Below are 18,222 nucleotides of genomic sequence, written 5' to 3'. Positions count from 1 at the left end.
GTACGAGAAGCGGAATGACCCCTGTGCGGAGCCTATCCGTTGCGAGCCTCTTGAGCATCGCTCTTTTGCCTACGGCGCTCTTGGGCTGCCACGAACGCGCCACCCCGCCAGCTCCCCCACCGCGTGCCACGGAGGCCGTCATGGATCGGGCTCCGTCGCCGCCAGAGAGTGCCGCCGCGCCCGCGTTCGCTCCGGAAAAGGTGAGCGGCGAAGGCCGCGCGATGGGAACGCACTTGGCCTACGCCGCGTACACCACGCCAAAGGTCGACGCGGAGACCACACGCCGCGCCTTCGAGGCGGCGACGAAGGAGATCCAGCGGCTCGAGGCGCTCATGACCACGTGGCGACCCGACAGCGATCTCTCCCGCGTGAACGCCGCCGCTGGAAAGAAGGGCGAAAACGCGGTGCAGGTCGACGCGGAGACGTTCGCCGTCGTCCAAGAGGCCGTGCACACCAGCGAGATTTCGGAGGGCACGTTCGACATCACCTTCGAGAGCCTGCACGGGCTGTGGAAATTCGACGAAGATCTGGATCCGCACCCGCCGTCGGACGCCGCCATTCGTGCGAAGTTGCCGCTCGTCAATTACCGGCACATTCACCTCGACGAGCGCGCGCGCACGATTGCCCTCGATACGAAGGGCGTGCGCATAAGCCTCGGCGGCATCGCCAAGGGCTATGCGGTGGACCGTGCCGCCAAGGTGCTCGAGGACGCGGGGCTGACATCGTTCTATGTACAAGCGGGCGGAGATCTCTATGCCCGCGGATTGAAGCCCGATGGGAGCGAGTGGTCCGCGGGCGTGCGCGATCCGCGCGGCGTGGCGGGATCGTACTTCGCGTTGCTGCCGCTGAGCGACCACGCCTTCAGCACCGCGGGCGACTACGAGCGCGCGTACTTGATTGGGAACAAGCGCTTCCACCACATCATCGATCCGCGGACGGGCCGCCCGGCGACGGCGTGCCGCAGCGTGACCATCTGGGCCAAGACGGCGTTCTTGGCGGATTCGATCGACGACGCCGTCTTCATTTTGGGGCCCGAGAAGGGCATGAAGCTCGTCGAATCTCTGGATGGCGTGGGCGCCGTCATCATCGACGCGAAGAACAATTTGTGGATCTCGAAGCGCCTCGAGGGAAAGCTGAAGATCACCAAGCCGCCGACGGACGGGCCGTAGCGCGGATCTATCGGGAGTCCAGCAGCAGGAACAATCCGCGTCGGCTGGGCACCTCGAGATGGACCGGCGCGCCCGGGGTCGGGGACGAGGTCGCCGTGAGCCGGCCACTGTCCGGATCGAAGGTGCGCACGGCGCGGTAGCCGACCCCCACGCGCAGGTCTTCGGCCAGCGTCGCGTCGGAGTCGTTGAAGACGAACAGGAGCTCCGCGTTGCGGAGCGATCGGTGCTCGAGGAAGGCGCTCACCTGTCCATCGACGGCTTCGGCGATCGGGACGACGTCGGCGGTGCGCACCGTCGTACCGACTTGGGCGGACGTGGCGGTACGGGCATGCGCACGAATGCGCTCGGAGAGACCACGAACCTCCGCATCGCGGCTGTCGGCCGACGCGAGACCGAAGGCGCGGCTCGGCAGGTTGCCTTGCGTGATCACCGGAATGCCGGCTTCGGCGATGCGCACCACGGCGCGCAGGACCTCGGGCGACGCAGCCGGCAAGTCATCGAGGACGAGCGCACGAAACTCCGCGCGTCCGATTTGGAAGCGATCCTTTTTGACCACGGCGCCCGCGAGGCCGTTCGGGCTCACGCGATCGTAGACGTAGCCGGCCTTTCGCAGCGAGAGGCTGGCGTCGGATTCCGGCGCGAATAATTTGTTCGGGGCGCTCGCGATGCGCTCTTCCTGATCGGCGTGAAGCCACGCCACGTCCGGCCGGTGCTGGCCGAGCGACAATGCGTATTGCGTTCGCGCGAAAGTGCGATTCAACTGCGCGAGCTCCGGCCAATTGGGGTGCGTCGCGTCGAAACGGCAGCACGCCACGAAACCTTGTCCCTGGAAGGGGTACCACGTTGTCCCGGGGCCGGTTTCGAGCGGATAAGGATGCCCGTGCTCGATGATGCGATTCACGCCGGCCGAATGCATGCGCCCCGCGAGCAAACGGAGATCGTCCGGCTTCAGCGCGTACGCATCGGGAACGATGGCCGGGAAGGCCTCGGCCGTGACCACCGCGCGGCCGGAGGTGCTGGCCGCCGACGATGCCAACTTGAGGAAGTTGTACGAGCCGCCCGAGAACAGGCCCTCCGTTTCCGGGATATCGACGGAGCTGTAGCCATCGAGGTAGTCGACCCACCCGCCGTGCGCCTGTTCGCGAAATGCGATTCCATGCGCTTTTGCCCAAGATTGAATCGGTTCAATATGCTCTTTGACGAAGGCCTCACTGCGCGCGCGCTCGTAATCCTCCCGAACGCGCGACTCGGGACCCGCCGATGCGAAGCGGGGCAGCATGGGGCCCGGCGAAAAGATCTTCCGCCCCTCGCACTCGCCGCCGGCCCGAAACATCAGTGGGTAAAACGGCGTGGGATCGTATCCAGCGGAGCGGCGGAAGTTCGCGGCGAAGTCCTCACCCCAAGGCAGATCGGCCAGAAGCTCGAGGCTGTCCTCGAACACGGCCTGCGGCCGGCCGCCGCCGAGCGACGCCACCATCGGGTCGGCGTAAGCGGACAGGAACTGGGCAATGCCCGTGTGGCCGAGGTGATCGGCGACGTAGCCCTTTCCACTGGGGTAAGCGCCTCCGGTCGCGTATTGACCGACGATGCGCTCATAGACGCCGAATACGGTCCAGCAACCATTGGGGACTTTGAACCGAACCTGGCCATCGTGCACGCCGGCGGTGAGATCACGGAAGGCGTCGAGTACGGGAATGTTCGCACCGTTCGTGCCTTGAACCCTCGCCGCGGTCACGGCGATGAGCTTTTCCGGCAGCGGCGACGGATCTTCTTTGAGAAACTCGACGGGGAAATCGTGCTGCGGTTTGGCCGGCGCGGGGATGGGGCCGTCGTAATCGAGAGGTCCGCAGAGGGTGGACGCCGAGGGGCTCAAGGTCAGCTCGCGCAATCGGTGTTCGGGCGCGATGAACGGACCGCCGATCGGCCAGGCGCTCCCCAATGTCATGTCGAACGCGAGCCCCTTCGCGCGGGCGGCGATCGAGGCGTCGTTCACGTGCGACCAAAATGCCGGTCTGCCGACGGAGAGGATCTCCGGGTGGCTCTCGAGAAAGGCTGCGTCGAAATTCGCGGAGAAAGGCTGCACTTCGACCCCGCCGTAGCCGGCCTCGTAAAGCGCATCGATGTCATGCTGGAGTTGCTCGGTCTCGACGGCGCCGCCGGGCCACCACCAACGGACATAGGGATGAAAGCGTCGGGGCGGGTTCGTGAACGTCGCGCTGTCGAAGGAAGAAAGGTCGATGCTCGCTCCGTCGGTGTTCGTGTCGTCGTGGTTGGAAGACGACGACGAGGAGCACGCGGCCGCGACGACTCCAGAGGTCACGAGAAGCGCCGTGAGGGAAACGCGATCGAGCATGGTGGGCTCCGAATGTAAGCGGAAGAAAGGAAGTCGTTTCGACAACGTCAGCGGGGCCGTCAACGTGCAAGTTGAAACGATTCACACGCTTCCTACTTTATGGTTTCGGACCCTGGATTTGTCGAGCCAATTGATGATTTCTTCGACATGTCATCGCGTGGCGCGAACCGCCGGAAAAAGCGCGCCAGCGAACTCGTTTGCTCGAATGGCGATTGCCGATCACCGAAGGCGCACGAGCAAGCGCGCGGCCTCTTCGAGCTCGCGCGCCGAGCGCACCTCCAGCACCTGCGTGCACTCCGGCTCGTAGCGCCCCATGGCGCTGTCGCCCATCGACCAAGCCCCACGCGGCTCGGGCGAGAGCCAGATGAGGGCGCGTGCGCGCTGGCGGATGCGACCGAGGACCTCGGGCGCGGCCTCGTGAAAATTGGTGCGGCCGTCGCCGAGGATCACGACCGTCGTGCGGCGATCCACGTCATGCAGGTAGCGGGCTTCGAAGGTGCGCAGCGCGCGGCCGTAATTCGAGTTCGACGCCAATGAGACCACCTGGCCGCTGTACGCGCGCGCCAGCGCCACATCGATGGACTCGCGCTGAAAGAGCTCGGTCGTCTCGGCGAGATCGCTCACGAAGACGAAGCTGCGCGTGCGCTCGAAGAGATCGTGCGTCGTGGCGACGAACTCCAGCATGAAGCAAGCGGCCGCACGCACCGAGTCGCTCACGTCGCAGAGAAGGACCAGGCGGGGCTTGTCGCGGCGCCGCTTCTTGCGCACCGGCTCGAAGGGCACCCCGCCCGTCCTCAGGGCGCGGCGCAAGGTGCGATGCGGGTCGATGCGCCCGCGGCGCGCGTGGCGCCGTTTGAGGCGCTCACCGCCGCGAAGCCGATCGGCGAAACGCCGGACCGCGCGGCGCACCTCGTCGACTTCCTCGGGCGAGAGCCGCAGGAACGGTGTGCCGGCGAGCGAGGAGGCGGGCCGCTGCTCCTGCTCCGCGCGCTGGGCGACCACGCTGCGCACGTGGGTCCGCACCTCGTCGGCCGTGCGATCGAGCTCCGCCTTGAGGGCGTCGGCGAGGAGATCGCCGCGTTCGCCGAAGGCATCGCGCAGACGCGCACGCAGCGCACCGAGGGCCGTGCGCGCGCGCGGAACCCCGAGGCTCTGTTCGATGCGGTAGGCGAAAAAGCCGGCCTGGAGGGGGTTGTGCAACGCATCGAGGGAGCGCTTCACGCTGGTCAATTGGAGGAGGCGATCGAGTTCCGCCCCGCCATCGAGCAGGGAACGCAGGGGGTGCTCGCCGCCGCTGGAGGCTGCGAGGGCCTCGAGCTGCGTGCGCAGTTCGTCCAATTCGTTCTCGGCGAACCCCGCGGCGGCAAGGCGCTGCCAGATGTCGCCGCGCGGGGTGTGGCCGCCGAAAAAGAAGGCGTCGAACGTGCGCTCGAAGCGGGGCCGCTCCGTCGCGCGGTCCACGATGACGGCGGCCAGCGCATCGCGCAGGGTCTCGGCGGAGGAGAGCCCGACGGCCTTGGCGGCACGCGCGCAGTCGATGGCTTGCGCCGTCGAGATCACGAAGCCGGCGCGGCGAAGCGACCAGAGAAGCTCGTCCAGGAGGCGCGTGATCGCGCGAGCGTCGGGCATGGGGAGGGTCGCTCGGGAGGTCGCTCAGGATTCGGCGAGGAGCGTGCGCACGAGCGCGTCGATCTGCGCTTCGTGCGACGGATCGTAGCCGATGACCACGTCGCGCACGACGCCGCGCTTGTCGATGACGAACAGGGTCGGCAGGGCCGAAATGCTGTATGCGCGGTGCGTGGTCGCCGTCTCGTCGACGGCGATGCCGAACTTCATGTTGGCTTTCTCGGCGAAGGCGGCAGCTTCATCGCGACCATCGGTGGTCATCCCGATGACGCTCAAGCCTTGCGCCCCGTAGCGCGCCTGCCAGGCGGAGAGCGTCGGGGTCATGGCGCGGCATGCCCCGCACCACGTCGCCCAAAAATCGAGCAGCACGACCCGGCCACGGAGCGAGGTGAGGTCCCGGTGCACCCCTTTGACGGCGTCCACCTTCGTCCAGGCGGGCGCCGGCCGGCCGACGAACTCCAGGCGATTCTGCTCGTCGCGCGAAGGACGCGGGACGAGGGAGACGTTGAGCGTCGATTCGACACCGTCGCGAAGCACGGTCACGCGAAGCACGTCGCCCGATGCATGGCCGGCCACGACACGCTGCACCTCTTCGGGCGACGCCACCTTCGCGCCGTCGATGCGCACCAAGAGGTCGCCATCGTGGACGCCGGCTTTCTGAGCTGGGGAGCCGCCCACCACCTTGGTCACGCGCACCCCCACCGCATCGCGGGGCGTGTCCATGCCGATGCCGAGCCATCCTTTGCGGGCCGATTGCGCGAGAACGTCGCCGCTGTTGCCCAGGGTCCACGCAAGAGCCAGCGCCGCGAGCGCGACGCGAAGACGATGCACCATCGAGTGAAGGTTAGCCCGAATCGAGCGATCCCGCAGCGGAGCCCACAAAACATCGTGGCGCGACCCCGGCCCCCGACGAATCGAAGCCCGAACTCGCGCCACGCGGATTTTCTGAGTCGGAAGGTAGAGGAAGCTCGAAGACGAAAGAGCGAAGCTAAGAAGAAGCGAGCCGAAGCATAAGAGCAGCTTGTTGTCGCGGCGATACCTCAGAGCCCGCCAATTCGGCCAAGACGAGCGAGAGATCGCGGGTGGCCAAAGAAACTCGGAGAAGGGGGGGTGCGGGTTTCCTGCGCACGGCGCGGGAAGGAAAACGGAAGGCCAAAAGCTACAGAGTAGGAGAAGGAAAGGAATCCAAGCTTCAAGGACCTATACGTAGAAAAACGCGACGAAACTTACGAAGAGTTGCGCGCAACGAGGACCTGAAGGAGCAAGGGATCCTGCCCGAGCTTCCCCGTCGTAGCCCAACGCCGGGGAACGTTGCGTGCGGCTCCCCGTACAGCAGCGGACATGCCAGCGTCCCTTCTTTCCGGTGGAATTTGCGCCGCCACGGCCTTTTCCTCGCAGGACCAGGCAACTGGGGGATCCACCCCATCCACGGACCGTGCTCTAGGAGAATGACATCCCAGTCAGGGTCCAACCGAGAGGTCTGCAAAATTTTCAGAGTCGCATCCAAAGCAAGGGCGGCAGGAACCGTGTGGCGTGCCGAAATGCACGGTATGAAGTGGCGAGTGCGCGTGAAACGCGTGTGCAAGTGCGTACGCGCCGAAGCACGGGTGAAGGATGCTGTCGAGGAACGGGCTTCTTTCGCGGGCCCGGCGACGAAACGCCCACCCTTGTGTCGTTTCCATTGACAGCGTTGCCCACGCGAGTATCTTCCCGGCCTCACAAGGGCGCCCGTAGCTCAGCTGGATAGAGCACTGGTCTACGGAACCAGTTGTCGGAAGTTCGAATCTTCCCGGGCGCGCTGAACAGTAGCAAAAGCGAACAGATGAGACCCAGGGTTCCAGACCCTGGGTTTTTTACTTTTGTGCAGAAAAATAGGCCCGTTTGGCGATCGGAGCGTGCTGCACAAAGCGTGAGAAACGGTTGCATACTGCACGCGATCGGCGCCCCAAAGCTTGCTGAGGCGGCTTCTGCGGGCGCAGACACTCGCAGCACGGGACAAGCGGTTCCAGAGCTTGGACAACTGGTCCCGGAGGTGGCGTCTTGCTTTGTTTTGCTGTCGGACAACCTGGTTCCGGAGGTCGGACAACTCGTTCCACAGGCCCGGACAAGGCGTTCCAGAGGGGTCGGACAAGGCGTTCCGGAGCCGTATGGAACCGTTTGTCGCGTCAGCGTTGTCGTCGCTGAAAATGTCATCGGCGAAGGCGTCCGCCGTGGAGTGAGCGTCGCGATGGGCGCGGCCGCGGAGGCGCGGCCGCGGAGGCGAGGACGGGATGTTGTCCGCGGACGGAAACTGCGCTTCCGTTTGTTGCCGCCACCGCTAACGGCGTCGAAGAAGCGTCGGGGCGGCACTCCGCGCCGCTCGCAGAAGGAACCGGCCCCGACGGGAACGCAGCAACGGCAAGCGGCGCTCCGGGCCCCTCGGGCGGCAAAGCGCGGAGTCAATGGTCAATCGTGTTGCCCGGTTCGTTCGCGGCCGCGAGCGCCCAGTAGTAACCGAATGGATCCATGAGATGCGCGTAGGTAGCGTCGTCACTTTGGTGTCGCAGATGCGCACCCGCCGCGACGGCGCGGTCGACCCATTCGGAGACACTGTCCACGACCCACTCGATGACGGGGGTCACCGACGACATCGGCACGAGTCGCTCATGGACCGCCAAAGGCAGCGCGGGTTGTTCGATTGCGACTAGGCGGTAGTGGATCGAGTCGTCACACTCGTCTCCGACCGAGAACCCTGAGTCGTCAGTAACCCGAACCGAAAACGCACGCTCATAGAAGCGTAACGCTCCCGCGACGTCGGGAACCCGCAGGACGTAAACGCTCTTTGGTGCCACATTGTCGAGAATAGAAGACCTTCATCGGCATCGCAAACTCGCTCCTACTGGCCTGCTCCGCCTCTGCGGCGTGACCCACCTTGTGGCCGGCGTGTCTTGTTATCAGATACGTGTGCGCCTTCCCAGCTCAAGTTGGATGAGTCTTCGTTGACATGGGGTCTATGGCGTTCCAATGCAGCTTGGACAATTCGGGCTCTGTAAACCATGCCTTTACCGCGCATTCGTCTAGCTCCATAGGAGGATGGCGGTGAAACGCGACAATTCGTGCACGCGTGCTGCCGCACGCGGGGAACCGGCCTTCGGATACGTGGTACTCGCGCTTAGGATCGTGCATCGCCAAGCGTCTCGCAAATATTTTCCATCGGTCCTGCCCACGTGATGTGCCCGTTCTTTCCGTGAACCTCCAGAATCGACGTGCCCGATGCAATGTAGCCTCCCAAGCCGAGGCTCGGTGTCGTGGTGGTCCTGCCGCTGGGGGTCACGGCAAAAGCAAATGGCCCTTGCGTAACCCATGTTTCGGTATGGTCGGGGTGGTAGAAGAGCCAGGCGTGGCCGTCGACGTGCCGCACGACGGATCGCCCCGTGCTCTCGTTGAAGTAGCGAAAAACGATGGCGCCGACGACCTCCCGTATCGTCACGTTGCCGGCGGCATCGGTTGCGAGTGTTCGCGCCATTTCTTGGTCGTCGAGAAGCTCTCCGACGAGTCGGAACGTGCACGCCCGGCCGGGCTCGAGCACGAAGCTATTCGCTCCTTTGTAGGGCTCCCAAGGGCCAATGGTGTTCGCCTCGCGTGCATTCGAAGCCGCATGTGCTGTTCCCGCGACCGGCGCGGCGGCGAGTGCCATCCCCACCACGTACCAATGCCTTGCCATGATGAACCTCTCGTTGATGAAGGAATGAACGTGTTCTCTTAACGTCGTTTGCTACGGTATTGGGTGATGCTCATTTTGTAATGCCTGCGAAATGCTCGATGAAAGTAAGATAGGTCGTCGAATCCCGATTGCGACGCGACATCGGCCACGGGCATGCGAGGATTCAGCCAGGCAAGGTACGCGGCATGAACGATACGCAATTTGAGGCGATACTGAATCGGCGTGGTCCCGAACCTGCGCGCGAAGCTTCGTAAAAACGTGGTCGGGTGCATACCCGCAGCGTCGGCGATGTGCCGGAGATAAAGCGGATTGCGAAAGTGCCGCTCGAGCTCCTCGCGGGCCACGAGCAGGCGGTCCGGCGCTCTGCGCTCGCCGTAGTGGGCAATGTAACCTTCGAGTCCGTCCCGAGCTTGCGCTGCCAGCGAAGCGCGCGTTTCGATGGGCGCGTGCACGAGCTCGCGCGCAAGCGCCGTGAGCTGGGCATCCCGCAGGTCGCGCCGGCGGGCGAGGCCGATCCGCGCAATACGTTCGCCGTGGACGATGGCATCGGGGTGCAGGATGAATCCCATTTGCAATCCCGCTTTGCGAGGGGCGGGCATTTCGTGAATCGTATACAGCTCACCGTGATCGAGCGTGCGAATCTCGCCAGGGCCGTAGATGCGGCGCGCGCTGTAGAGGCTTTCTTGCTGTCCATGTCCTTCGATCTGAACCTCGATTTCGAGCCCCAGGGCGAACTTTCCGCGAACCGTGGCGATGGGGCAGCGGTATCGATGGAGGAAGCCCAGGAGCCCGTCGCCGAGTGCGAACATATCGACGATGCGCGACGAAGATTGCGGCTCCACGTTTGCAGGCTACCAGTACCTCCACGACCACAGGTATCGCCATTTGCGCGGCGTCGCGCCATCCGAAAGACGCTACCGTCAATTTCGTCCATGTCTGGCGAGTGAGGTGAGGCGCGATTCGGCCCAATGTGGCGTCGTTTCGACGCCTGCAACCTTCGGATACTCGAAAGATAGGCCGATGTGACGAGAGCGCATTTCTAGAATCGGGAAATTTGCCGAGCGCGCCCGCTCCATCAGAATGCTGCACCGCGCCCGCATCTGGCCCTCGCTTTCGCCGCCTCTGCCCTCCTCCCCGGCGGCGCCGCAGCGCAGGCCTTACCGCCCCCGCTGCGAATCCCCAGCGAACGGCGTGTAGCAACTACCTGCCGCCGCCCGGCCCGCCCGCCGGATCCATGACGGATGGCTAAGGTCTACCGAGACATGGGCTGGGTCTTATGGCTCTCCCCGCCCGGCCTCGTGCGCGATGCTGTGTGTCTGCTGTTCCTCCGAGGATCATAGGCGGCCTTCCCGTTACCAACCGGTCGCGGTCACCCATGCTTTGGTTCGCCCGACTTCGTCATAGACCGCAAGCTCCTCGCCATCGTAGTGAAGTCGTCTCAGCTCGTACGTGAACACGTCGAAGTTCCCGTCTGTCAGCAAGCGCTCGATTCGTCGTCCGTCGGGCAATTGAATTGAGTATTGCCGTGGCACGGCGGCCCCGGCTCGTGACCTTATGAACGCCGTGTGAAACTCTTGCAGGGCACGATGCACATCTCCAAGACGTCGAGGATCGCGGCCAAGCAGCTCGAGGCGCAGCTCGTCGAGCGTCGAGACCGCGCCCGCCGCTCGATTCACGCATCCGGCCAGCGCGCCGATCGCGTCTTGACGCCCTTCCTGGGTCTGAAGCCATTCAATGAATGCATCCGCCCTGTGTGGCGCCGGAGCCGGGAGCAAGGCTTCCTCGAGGGTACCCACAACTCGGCTCAGTCGTTCCGCGACTTGCTTCGCCTCCTTTTCGTCTTGGGCGGTTCCTCGAAGACGATTTTTCGGTAGCCAAAACGGCCATCAAGGATGGTGGTGCGTTCGTGCTGTTCGACAAGGCCGGAAAGAAGCTCACCAGCGTACTGACGAGGGCACCGAAAAGCAAAGGGTAGCCGCGTCGGGTGGCGGGCGTCGCGCTACGTCTCCGGGTGTGCTCGTCCGTAGACGCCGCAGGCGGCGCACGACCAGGTGAGCACCAGGTTCGCCCCCATCTTCATTTGCATGCCCGTGACGGGGGCCGCGCCGGTGATGGCGAACTTCTCCTGGACGCGCACGCCTTTCGCGCCGCAGGCGGGACATGGTTGGTCGATGGTGAATGACTTCAAACCTGGATCGCTCATGGGCTCTTCTCCTCACAAGGGGGAATGCGTGTCCCGTACCAGGCCCTCGGAGCCGCCCGGCGCGGGCCACGTCGTCGTGGCTGCGTTTCAGCGCGCGCTCCGGGCGGCTTTGACCGGGGTTGCGCGATACATGAGCACCCCGTTCTCGGTTACCTGCCCGAGCTTCTTGATCGTGAACGTCTGCTCGGGCTTCCCGAAGGACTCGGCCACGACCGTGGCGCCAATCGCGAGCTCCGTCGCGGCAGCGATGTACCAACCTTCGCAGTAGCGACTCGCGTTGAGAATCTCCACCCCCTCGGTGGTCATCGCCGTCGTGCGGTAAAGACGCAATCCGTCCAGGTTGACGTCGTGGAGGTCCTCCTCGACTCGGAAAAGCCGCTCCGATAGGCCGGAGCACTTGCCCCTCACCACGCGACCGATTGCCAGCTCTTCGTCGGCGCATACGCACCACCCTTTGTAGTGGCGGATCGCTTTGAAAACCTTCGTCGCTTTCGCGTTCATGCCTGATTAGAAATGCAATCGTTGGTCCAAGTCATCATCGGCGGGCTGCGCCCCGCACGAGCGAAATTTCGCGGACCCTTTGCCGGAGCACCAAGGCGCCGGGCCTGCGATCCCCGCATTCGGGCACGGCCGTCGAGCGCCCCCCGCCGGGTGGCCCCGGGAGGTTATCCCTCCCGGGGCTCCCACTGATCCGGACATGCCCAACTAAGGCATCCGGCTCGTCAGGTCACAGATTCGCTGCTCGTAGGGAGAAATGGGCGCGCAATGCGCGGTGCCGGGAGTGGACATCGCTCCAGGAGCCGCTGCATGCGATCCCAGGACATGCGCGCCTTATGCGAACGGCGATTCAGCCACCGCTGCCAGGCACGTCGCACCTCTTGGAGAAAACGACTGAGTGCCGCGAAATTGCCAATAATACCGAAGTACTGGTAATGTCCGCGCAGTTTTCTTGCGAGGGCCTGCTGCTGTTCGCGGACATCGTCGTGGAGGTGCTCCCTGCACCAGTCCACGACCCGCTTGAGAGATCGGCGAAAGCGGTCCGAAGCTGTTCGGCGTTTAATGATCCAGTTTGCCTTGCGTGACAGCGCCCAGTGATGGGTGAAACCAAGCAAGTCGAATGTCGGTGCCTTTGGGCCTTGTCCTCCACCACTCGGTGGAGGCTTCGGCGGACGCCGAAAATCGAACAACCGGGTCTTTTCCGGATGCAGGGTCAGGCCATATTTGCCGAATCGCTTCGGCAGTGTGTCCATCACCTTGCGCGCATCCGTTTCATTCGCGAACAGAAGCACAGCATCGTCCGCATAGCGGACGAGATGCGCCTCGCCCGAGAGGTGCGGTTTGACGATTTTCTCAAACCACACATCGAGCACTTCGTGGAGGAAGATATTCGCCAATATTGGCGAAACCACACCACCCTGTGGGCTTCCCGATTCCGGGTACATGACGCTCCCATCCTCGAGTACGCCCGCATTGAGCCACTTGCCGATCAACCGCAGAAGCACTCCGTCGAGCACCCGCTGGCGCAGAATCGCTCGGAGGTGTCCGTGGTCCAAGTTATCGAAAAATTTGCAAACATCGATCTCGAGAACCCACGCGCCGTGCATCTTCATCGCCAGACTCCACGTCGCTTCCAGCGCTTGATGCGCCGAGCGATCGGGCCGGAATCCGTAGGAGCAGTCGAGAAAATCTTGCTCGTAAACGGCTTCCAGCACCATCGCGACCGCGCGCTGCAGGACCTTGTCCTCGAGAGTTGGAATGCCGATCGGTCTTGTTTCCGATCCGCTTCCCTTCGGGATGTGGACCCGCCGCACGGGCGGCGCTCGGTACGTGCCAGACTTCGCGCGTTCGAGAAGCGACTGGAGGTTCTCTTCCGGATTCGCTTCATATTCGTTCGCGGTCATTCTGTCCACGCCCGGGGCGCCATCCTTGCGGGTACGCCGGTATGCTTCGCGGAGCCAGTCAATGTCGATGTGATGGGCGAGCGTGGTGAACGCCATGCCGGGCGCTTCACGCGCCAGTTTCGCTATCCGTTCGAGTTTCGTTGAGATGCCTTTAGAGCCCGATGTCTCCATTATCTTTCCTTCCAACGGTTCCGTGACCCGGTGCCCGCCTTTCCTCTGCGGGGTCCCCTTGGGAAGGGTTCCCCCGCTTCACAGGTCGTATCGAGCACTCCGACTTCCTGCCGCCCATCGCGCGTCACTTCGTTGCCTTCGTTCGGCGCTACCGCCGCAATTCAACGGTCGGAGACGGCAGGATCTCCCAAGGTTCCTGGTGAACCCTTGCATGCATGCCCCGCTCTCGGACCCCGGTGGAACCTACCCCGCCAGGCCTTCGGGCATGCCCGACTTTTCGGCGTCTCGGTATTGCCTTCCACAGAATCAAAGGTGTCGGCTTCCACAACTCATTCCTTTCGGGGCTCAATCACGCGGCCTGCATGCTCGCTGTCTACGCTTCGCAGCCACGGTTACCCGTACGCATCCTTACGGCCACGCAAGACTCGCTCCCGGATGGCGGCCCTGCCTTTCCGGACGGGACTTTCACCCGCTGGGTTCAAAAGAAGGTTTCCGCTTATTTCATCTGCTTTCCCCTTCTCCAGGCTTTGCCTGGCGCAATGATTCAGACATCATAGCAGGACCTTCGAACGACTCGCGATATCGGTAAATGACCCTGATTCAGATGTCCGACCCTGAATTATGGCGCTCGCGGGATGTCCGCGCATTGTAGTAATGTGATGTTGGACCGGAACTCGCATTATCCGATGGCCATGAACGCACGGAAAGCCACCAAGTCGACCCTCCAGACGATCCTCGAAGGGTCGCCGGATTTGCAGCTTCGCTGCACTCGCACAAAAACGAGAGCGCAAATACCATTGGCTTCACCTGGGGATTTGGACCGAAGAAGAGAGCGCGCGGAACATTGCCGCGGACGCCTATGAGATCGCCGCCCTCGTGCAATTCGGGATGGCGCGGAGCCAAGAGTTTACGTTTCGCGGTCTGGGGAACAACGACAGCGCGGTTGACTTCACGGCGGACTTGCAGAGCGGCGATGCGGCGGAAAAGACGTGGGTAAATGCTTCTCTCAATTCGGTGTTGGCCTCGAGCACTACGGTCGAAGACGTCCTCGCGCAGCCCCATTCGCTCGCCGCGACCTTGCTTCGCAAGAGTTGGACGCCCGCCTTCGGGGAAGAATGCACGGTCGACTTCGTACCGGGCAAAGAGCTCAATTGGGACCGCATCGACCCCGCGTTGGAAGTCACCGTTCCCGAGGGGACGCCGGCTCATAAGCGAACGGCGCTGGTCTTCGCGACCGCGATGAAGGTCCAGCGCGCGATGCTGGCGGGCCAACGGTGCATGGTCCACACGAGCATCACGGCGGAGCGCGCGTTCGTCACGATCCAGCTGGTCACGAACGAGTCGCCCGAGGCGACGGACGCCGACGAAGTGGCGCGGGTGATGAGCGTGCTCCAGCAGGTGGCCTCCGGACGGTAGAGCATCGCCCCTGACGCTCCTTCGCGTTTGCCGCTCGTCGATGCGGGGTCACGCCGTCAAGTGGGGCTTCTGAGACCCGCCGTCCCCGTGGCACGATGCCTCACGCGAAGAACGCGGTTGCGCGGTACGCTTTGGGCTCCACCGGGAAGGGAGGCATATCATGGCCGATTCAAAGCTCGTTGACGATCTCCAAACAGAGACTGGAAAGACACGCGAGGAATGCGAGGCAGCTCTCAACGCAGCGAATGGTGACTACAATACGGCTAAGGCGTCGCTGAACCTCTATAAGCCCTCGGGTGTGGACGTGGACGCCGGCGGAGATGTTTACATCGCAGACACGAATAATCACCGGGTGCGCCGAGCACCTTCTTGATGACTACGTGGGTGTAACGATCCGCTTTGGAGGAGGGACGCTATTCGCGCACACTCGCGAATTCGCGTCCCCCCTTTTCGCCTCGGCAAACCGAACGGCAGACTGATCGGAATAGTTTTCGAAATAGTTTCGGGCCCCCCTGATCGGTTCCGCGATCGGTTTCCGCGCTGATCTGGCTGAAAACGCGGGGATTCATAACCGATCACCGATCGGTTTCCGCGCCCGCCGGGGGTGAAACGGCGCGATCTCGCGCGCATGCTGCCCCGCCGGTGTCCCCTGGCGCCGCGTCCTTTGGCCTCTTGCCAATGACGTGAACGGCGACGGACGGCGGCGAACAGCGGGAAGCGAAGCGGGACTCGGCGGGCGCCGTGGGCGCGATTCGAATGGCCGCTTCTCCGCAGAAGCGGCCATTGGCCGCGCGACCGAGGGAGCAATCCCCGAGGCTTTTGAAGCGTTTTCGGGCGCGCGGCGTGGAGCCCAATGGCCGCTTTCCGCGCCTGGCACTCGCACGCGCCCGTTGGCGACGGCCGCCATGCCGCCCACGTGCCCGTCTTGCCTACATGGTAATGCGGTAGGGGGGAGGGTCGTTTTTTAGGTGCGCAAATGTGCGCTAAAAAACGTTACCTGGTGCCCATTCCGATCGGCCCAATTTCCAAAAACCGATCACCCCTCGGTTGGACAAATATCCGAACGCCAAAAGCGCCCTGAAAAAACCGATCAAAAACCTCCACAATATTTTCGATCGACAAGTGGCGCCGGGCTAGCCGGAGGCGGACTCGACGATCTCTTCAATCTCGTCGACGGAGGGGTGCGTGTACCAGACCGACGAGCGGATGTCGGCGTGGCGCGCGATGACTTGCACGACGCGGAGGTCGCGCCGTACACGGTAGACCGCGGTGCACGCGTTGTGGCGCGTCACGTGGAACGGGTAATGCGTATCGATGCCTGCGCGCCGCTGCCAAACGGCATTCAGGTTCCGCACCTGGCGGGTCGAAATTCGTTTTCGAAGTCGGCTCAGGAATATCGGACTATCAGGCGAGAGCGGTTGGCCAGCACGCCTTTTAAGCTCGTAGAGCCTCTCCAGCTTCGCGCGTACGTCCCTCGAAAGGAATACCTCTTGGACCGGCGGGTTCCGCGCGGCGGTCCGCTTGTAGACGCGCAGGACGACGCGGCTCTTCGCCTTGCCGTCAGGGGTGAACACGTCGCCAACGTCGAGCGAGACAATTTCCTTTTGCCTGAGGCCGGGCCCGAAGTCCAAGACAAAAATGCAGTGATCTCGCCACCCCGCCGCGTGCGATCCGGTCGCGTGAAGAATCCGTTTTTGGTCACGCGCGGGCATCGTGCGCGGCGCGCGAATCGACTGGAAGTACTGGCTCACGGAACCCTCCGAGGCGTGGACGTGGGCCATGAACGCTCGGACTGCGCCGCCATCGCAAGTCGATTCGGCGCCAGTTCCGGTGGCGTTGGGCACCGCGCGTGACCCTCGGCATTGTCAAAAAAGAGCGAAGAAGATCTCGCCGCCTGGCTTGGAACAGAGACCGGCTTCATTTCGGGTATATGCAGTTACGATGGCGAACCAATCAGGCTCGAGGCCTATCAAACTGCCTTTCTGAACAACCGGTCACGATACCGGTGGATCACCAAGGCGCGCCAAATTGGCTTTTCCTTCGTCATGGCGCTCGAGTCTTTGGCGAGGTGTCATCTGCGCGATGGCTATTCGTCGGTGTTCGTGTCCTACGCCCTCAGCGACGCCACCGAGAAGGTCCTCGTCGCACGGCAGGTCTACGAGGAATTACCATTAGCGTACCAGAAAAAGCTTATTACCGACTCCAAGACGGAGCTGGCATTCGAAAGTAACCGCGCGCATGGCCGCGTTTCCCGCATCATTTCCGTCCCCAGCAAAGCCCCGCGAGGAAAGCAGGGTTGCGTGTACCTGGACGAGTTGGCCCATTATCAAAATGACAGGGAGGTCTATCGCGGCAGCACGGCGTTGATCTTGAGATCGAACGGCCAGCTTACCGGCTGCAGCACGCCGCTGGGGCGAAGGGGCATTTTTTGGGAAATTGCCCAGCAAGAGTTACGGGGCTATCCGCACCACGTGCGGCAGCTTGTACCCTGGTGGCTCTGCACTTCGTTCTGCGTCGACGTTCGGACGGCGGCCCGCGAGGCGCCGCACATGCCGACGGCCGAGCGCGTCGAGCGCTTTGGTCGTCCGTCGATCATCGAGCAATTCGAGAGCTTACCCCTCGAAGATTTTCAGCAGGAATTTGAAGCCCTCTTTATCGATGAAACGTATTCCTACTATCCTTATGAATTGATTTTGCCGTGCATGTCCGACGACATCGTCGTGTACGAGGACCCGACCGACGTCCCCGCCCCAGTTGGACGGCTCGTGGCCGGATTCGACGTCGGAAGGCGCCACGACAGGTCCGAGCTTGCGGTATTTGAAGAGGTTGAAGGACGCTACACCGCTCGGATGATGCGAACGTTCGCCAACGTCCCGTTCAAGGAGCAGGAGGCGGAGATGCGACGCGTCCTGAAGGTGCTGCCCATCGCGCGCATGTCGATCGACAGGAACGGCATCGGCATGCATCTCGCCGAAAATCTCGAGCGGGAGTTTCCGCAGGTGGTCCCGGAGAACTCGACCAATGAGAACAAGGAACGCTGGGCGATCGATCTGAAAATCTTGATGCAGCGGCGGGACGTCGCCATGCCCCGAGAGCGAGTGCTCATCGCGCAAATCCACCAGATCCAAAAGAGGATCCTCCCCTCGGGCAAGGTGAGCTTCGACGCCGAACGGAACGCAAACGGCCACGCCGACAAATTCTGGGCTGTGGCGCTCGCATGCCAGAAGGAGAGGACATCGACTCGCTCCTCTGGATCGACGAACGTTGGCGTGCGGATCATCGGATAGCAAGTCGCGCATTGCGAGTGCTGGCCAAGGGAGTTGCAGCTTCGTGCTCTGGCGCGCCACGCCATTCGCCACCGCCGCATGCCCGGTCGTCCCGCGGCATCGAACGGCGTGAACACCCCGCTCGAGCACACCTACGAGGTAGCCATCGTGCATGTGCGGCGAGAATGCGGGCAAGCTCGCGCCGGAGGACGGCAGGGCAGCGTCATGGCGACGAATCGACATGTTAAGATGTGCGGCGCTGCTCGGGTTCAGCCTTCGTCCGCCATTCAAGTCATCGTGGCGGTAGGCAGTCTGCGGCCGACATAGCACCATGATGTCATTTAGAGGCGCCGTGAATGAGAACGACGGAGGGGAGCCATTGCTCAACATGGACGTGCTTACCTATTTATCAGG

At 63.2% G+C, this 18,222-nt stretch carries 15 protein-coding genes and 1 tRNA gene; 5 read left to right on the top strand and 11 right to left on the bottom strand.

The genetic code is table 11. The features are described 5' to 3' along the window. The first annotated feature begins 14 nt into the window (after window positions 1-14). A complete protein-coding gene (locus LVJ94_49330) occupies window positions 15-1,169 on the top strand; it encodes an FAD:protein FMN transferase (GenBank protein ID WXB04882.1) in 1,155 nt (384 codons plus the stop codon). Between the two features lie 7 nt (window positions 1,170-1,176). On the opposite strand, the gene LVJ94_49325 is transcribed toward LVJ94_49330, so the two are convergent. The 3 genes from LVJ94_49325 to LVJ94_49315 all read right to left on the bottom strand — a co-directional run bounded on the left by LVJ94_49325 (window position 1,177) and on the right by LVJ94_49315 (window position 5,982). Further along, window positions 1,177-3,522, bottom strand: a complete 2,346-nt coding sequence (locus tag LVJ94_49325; GenBank protein ID WXB04881.1) for a hypothetical protein — start codon at window positions 3,520-3,522, stop codon at window positions 1,177-1,179. Window positions 3,523-3,741: 219 nt separating this feature from the next. Further along, the gene (locus LVJ94_49320) at window positions 3,742-5,151 is read right to left on the bottom strand and encodes a VWA domain-containing protein (protein WXB04880.1); all 1,410 of its coding nucleotides are present in this window, start codon (window positions 5,149-5,151) and stop codon (window positions 3,742-3,744) included. Between the two features lie 24 nt (window positions 5,152-5,175). Then, the gene (locus LVJ94_49315) at window positions 5,176-5,982 is read right to left on the bottom strand and encodes a redoxin domain-containing protein (protein ID WXB04879.1); all 807 of its coding nucleotides are present in this window, start codon (window positions 5,980-5,982) and stop codon (window positions 5,176-5,178) included. Between the two features lie 890 nt (window positions 5,983-6,872). On the opposite strand from LVJ94_49315, the gene LVJ94_49310 reads away from it, so the two are divergent. Beyond that, window positions 6,873-6,946 (top strand) — tRNA-Arg (locus LVJ94_49310). 640 nt (window positions 6,947-7,586) lie between these two features. Here LVJ94_49310 and LVJ94_49305 read toward each other — a convergent pair. From LVJ94_49305 to ltrA, 7 genes are all read right to left on the bottom strand, one after another. Continuing rightward, window positions 7,587-7,979 (bottom strand): hypothetical protein, encoded by a 393-nt coding sequence (locus LVJ94_49305; protein ID WXB04878.1) that lies wholly within the window; start codon window positions 7,977-7,979, stop codon window positions 7,587-7,589. A 320-nt stretch (window positions 7,980-8,299) separates the two neighbouring features. After that, entirely contained in the window at window positions 8,300-8,851 is a 552-nt protein-coding gene (locus LVJ94_49300; GenBank protein ID WXB04877.1) for a hypothetical protein, read from the bottom strand. A 38-nt stretch (window positions 8,852-8,889) separates the two neighbouring features. Continuing rightward, window positions 8,890-9,693, bottom strand: a complete 804-nt coding sequence (locus LVJ94_49295) for an AraC family transcriptional regulator (GenBank protein WXB04876.1) — start codon at window positions 9,691-9,693, stop codon at window positions 8,890-8,892. A gap of 510 nt (window positions 9,694-10,203) precedes the next feature. Continuing rightward, window positions 10,204-10,647, bottom strand: coding sequence for a hypothetical protein (locus LVJ94_49290; protein WXB04875.1), 444 nt, complete (start codon window positions 10,645-10,647; stop codon window positions 10,204-10,206). 203 nt (window positions 10,648-10,850) lie between these two features. Beyond that, complete coding sequence (locus LVJ94_49285) at window positions 10,851-11,054, bottom strand: hypothetical protein (protein WXB04874.1); 204 nt, start codon at window positions 11,052-11,054, stop codon at window positions 10,851-10,853. An 87-nt stretch (window positions 11,055-11,141) separates the two neighbouring features. Then, the gene (locus LVJ94_49280; GenBank protein WXB04873.1) at window positions 11,142-11,555 is read right to left on the bottom strand and encodes a hypothetical protein; all 414 of its coding nucleotides are present in this window, start codon (window positions 11,553-11,555) and stop codon (window positions 11,142-11,144) included. 221 nt (window positions 11,556-11,776) lie between these two features. Next, complete coding sequence (gene ltrA, locus LVJ94_49275) at window positions 11,777-13,126, bottom strand: group II intron reverse transcriptase/maturase (GenBank protein WXB04872.1); 1,350 nt, start codon at window positions 13,124-13,126, stop codon at window positions 11,777-11,779. Window positions 13,127-14,014: 888 nt separating this feature from the next. Here ltrA and LVJ94_49270 point away from each other — a divergent pair. Next, window positions 14,015-14,542, top strand: a complete 528-nt coding sequence (locus LVJ94_49270) for a hypothetical protein (protein WXB04871.1) — start codon at window positions 14,015-14,017, stop codon at window positions 14,540-14,542. Between the two features lie 160 nt (window positions 14,543-14,702). After that, entirely contained in the window at window positions 14,703-14,915 is a 213-nt protein-coding gene (locus tag LVJ94_49265; GenBank protein WXB04870.1) for a hypothetical protein, read from the top strand. Window positions 14,916-15,675: 760 nt separating this feature from the next. Here the strand turns inward: LVJ94_49265 and LVJ94_49260 are convergent. Further along, window positions 15,676-16,254, bottom strand: a complete 579-nt coding sequence (locus LVJ94_49260; GenBank protein WXB10822.1) for a site-specific integrase — start codon at window positions 16,252-16,254, stop codon at window positions 15,676-15,678. A gap of 150 nt (window positions 16,255-16,404) precedes the next feature. Here LVJ94_49260 and LVJ94_49255 point away from each other — a divergent pair, with 150 nt between their 5' ends. Further along, window positions 16,405-17,829, top strand: a complete 1,425-nt coding sequence (locus tag LVJ94_49255; protein ID WXB04869.1) for a hypothetical protein — start codon at window positions 16,405-16,407, stop codon at window positions 17,827-17,829. Window positions 17,830-18,222 lie beyond the last annotated feature (393 nt).

The sequence above is a fragment of the Sorangiineae bacterium MSr11367 genome, from assembly GCA_037157805.1.
GTDB classification, from domain to species: Bacteria; Myxococcota_A; Polyangia; order Polyangiales; family Polyangiaceae; genus Pendulispora; species Pendulispora rubella.
The sequence above is the reverse complement of the archived record's forward strand: the minus strand, read 5'-3'. Positions and strand labels throughout refer to the sequence as shown.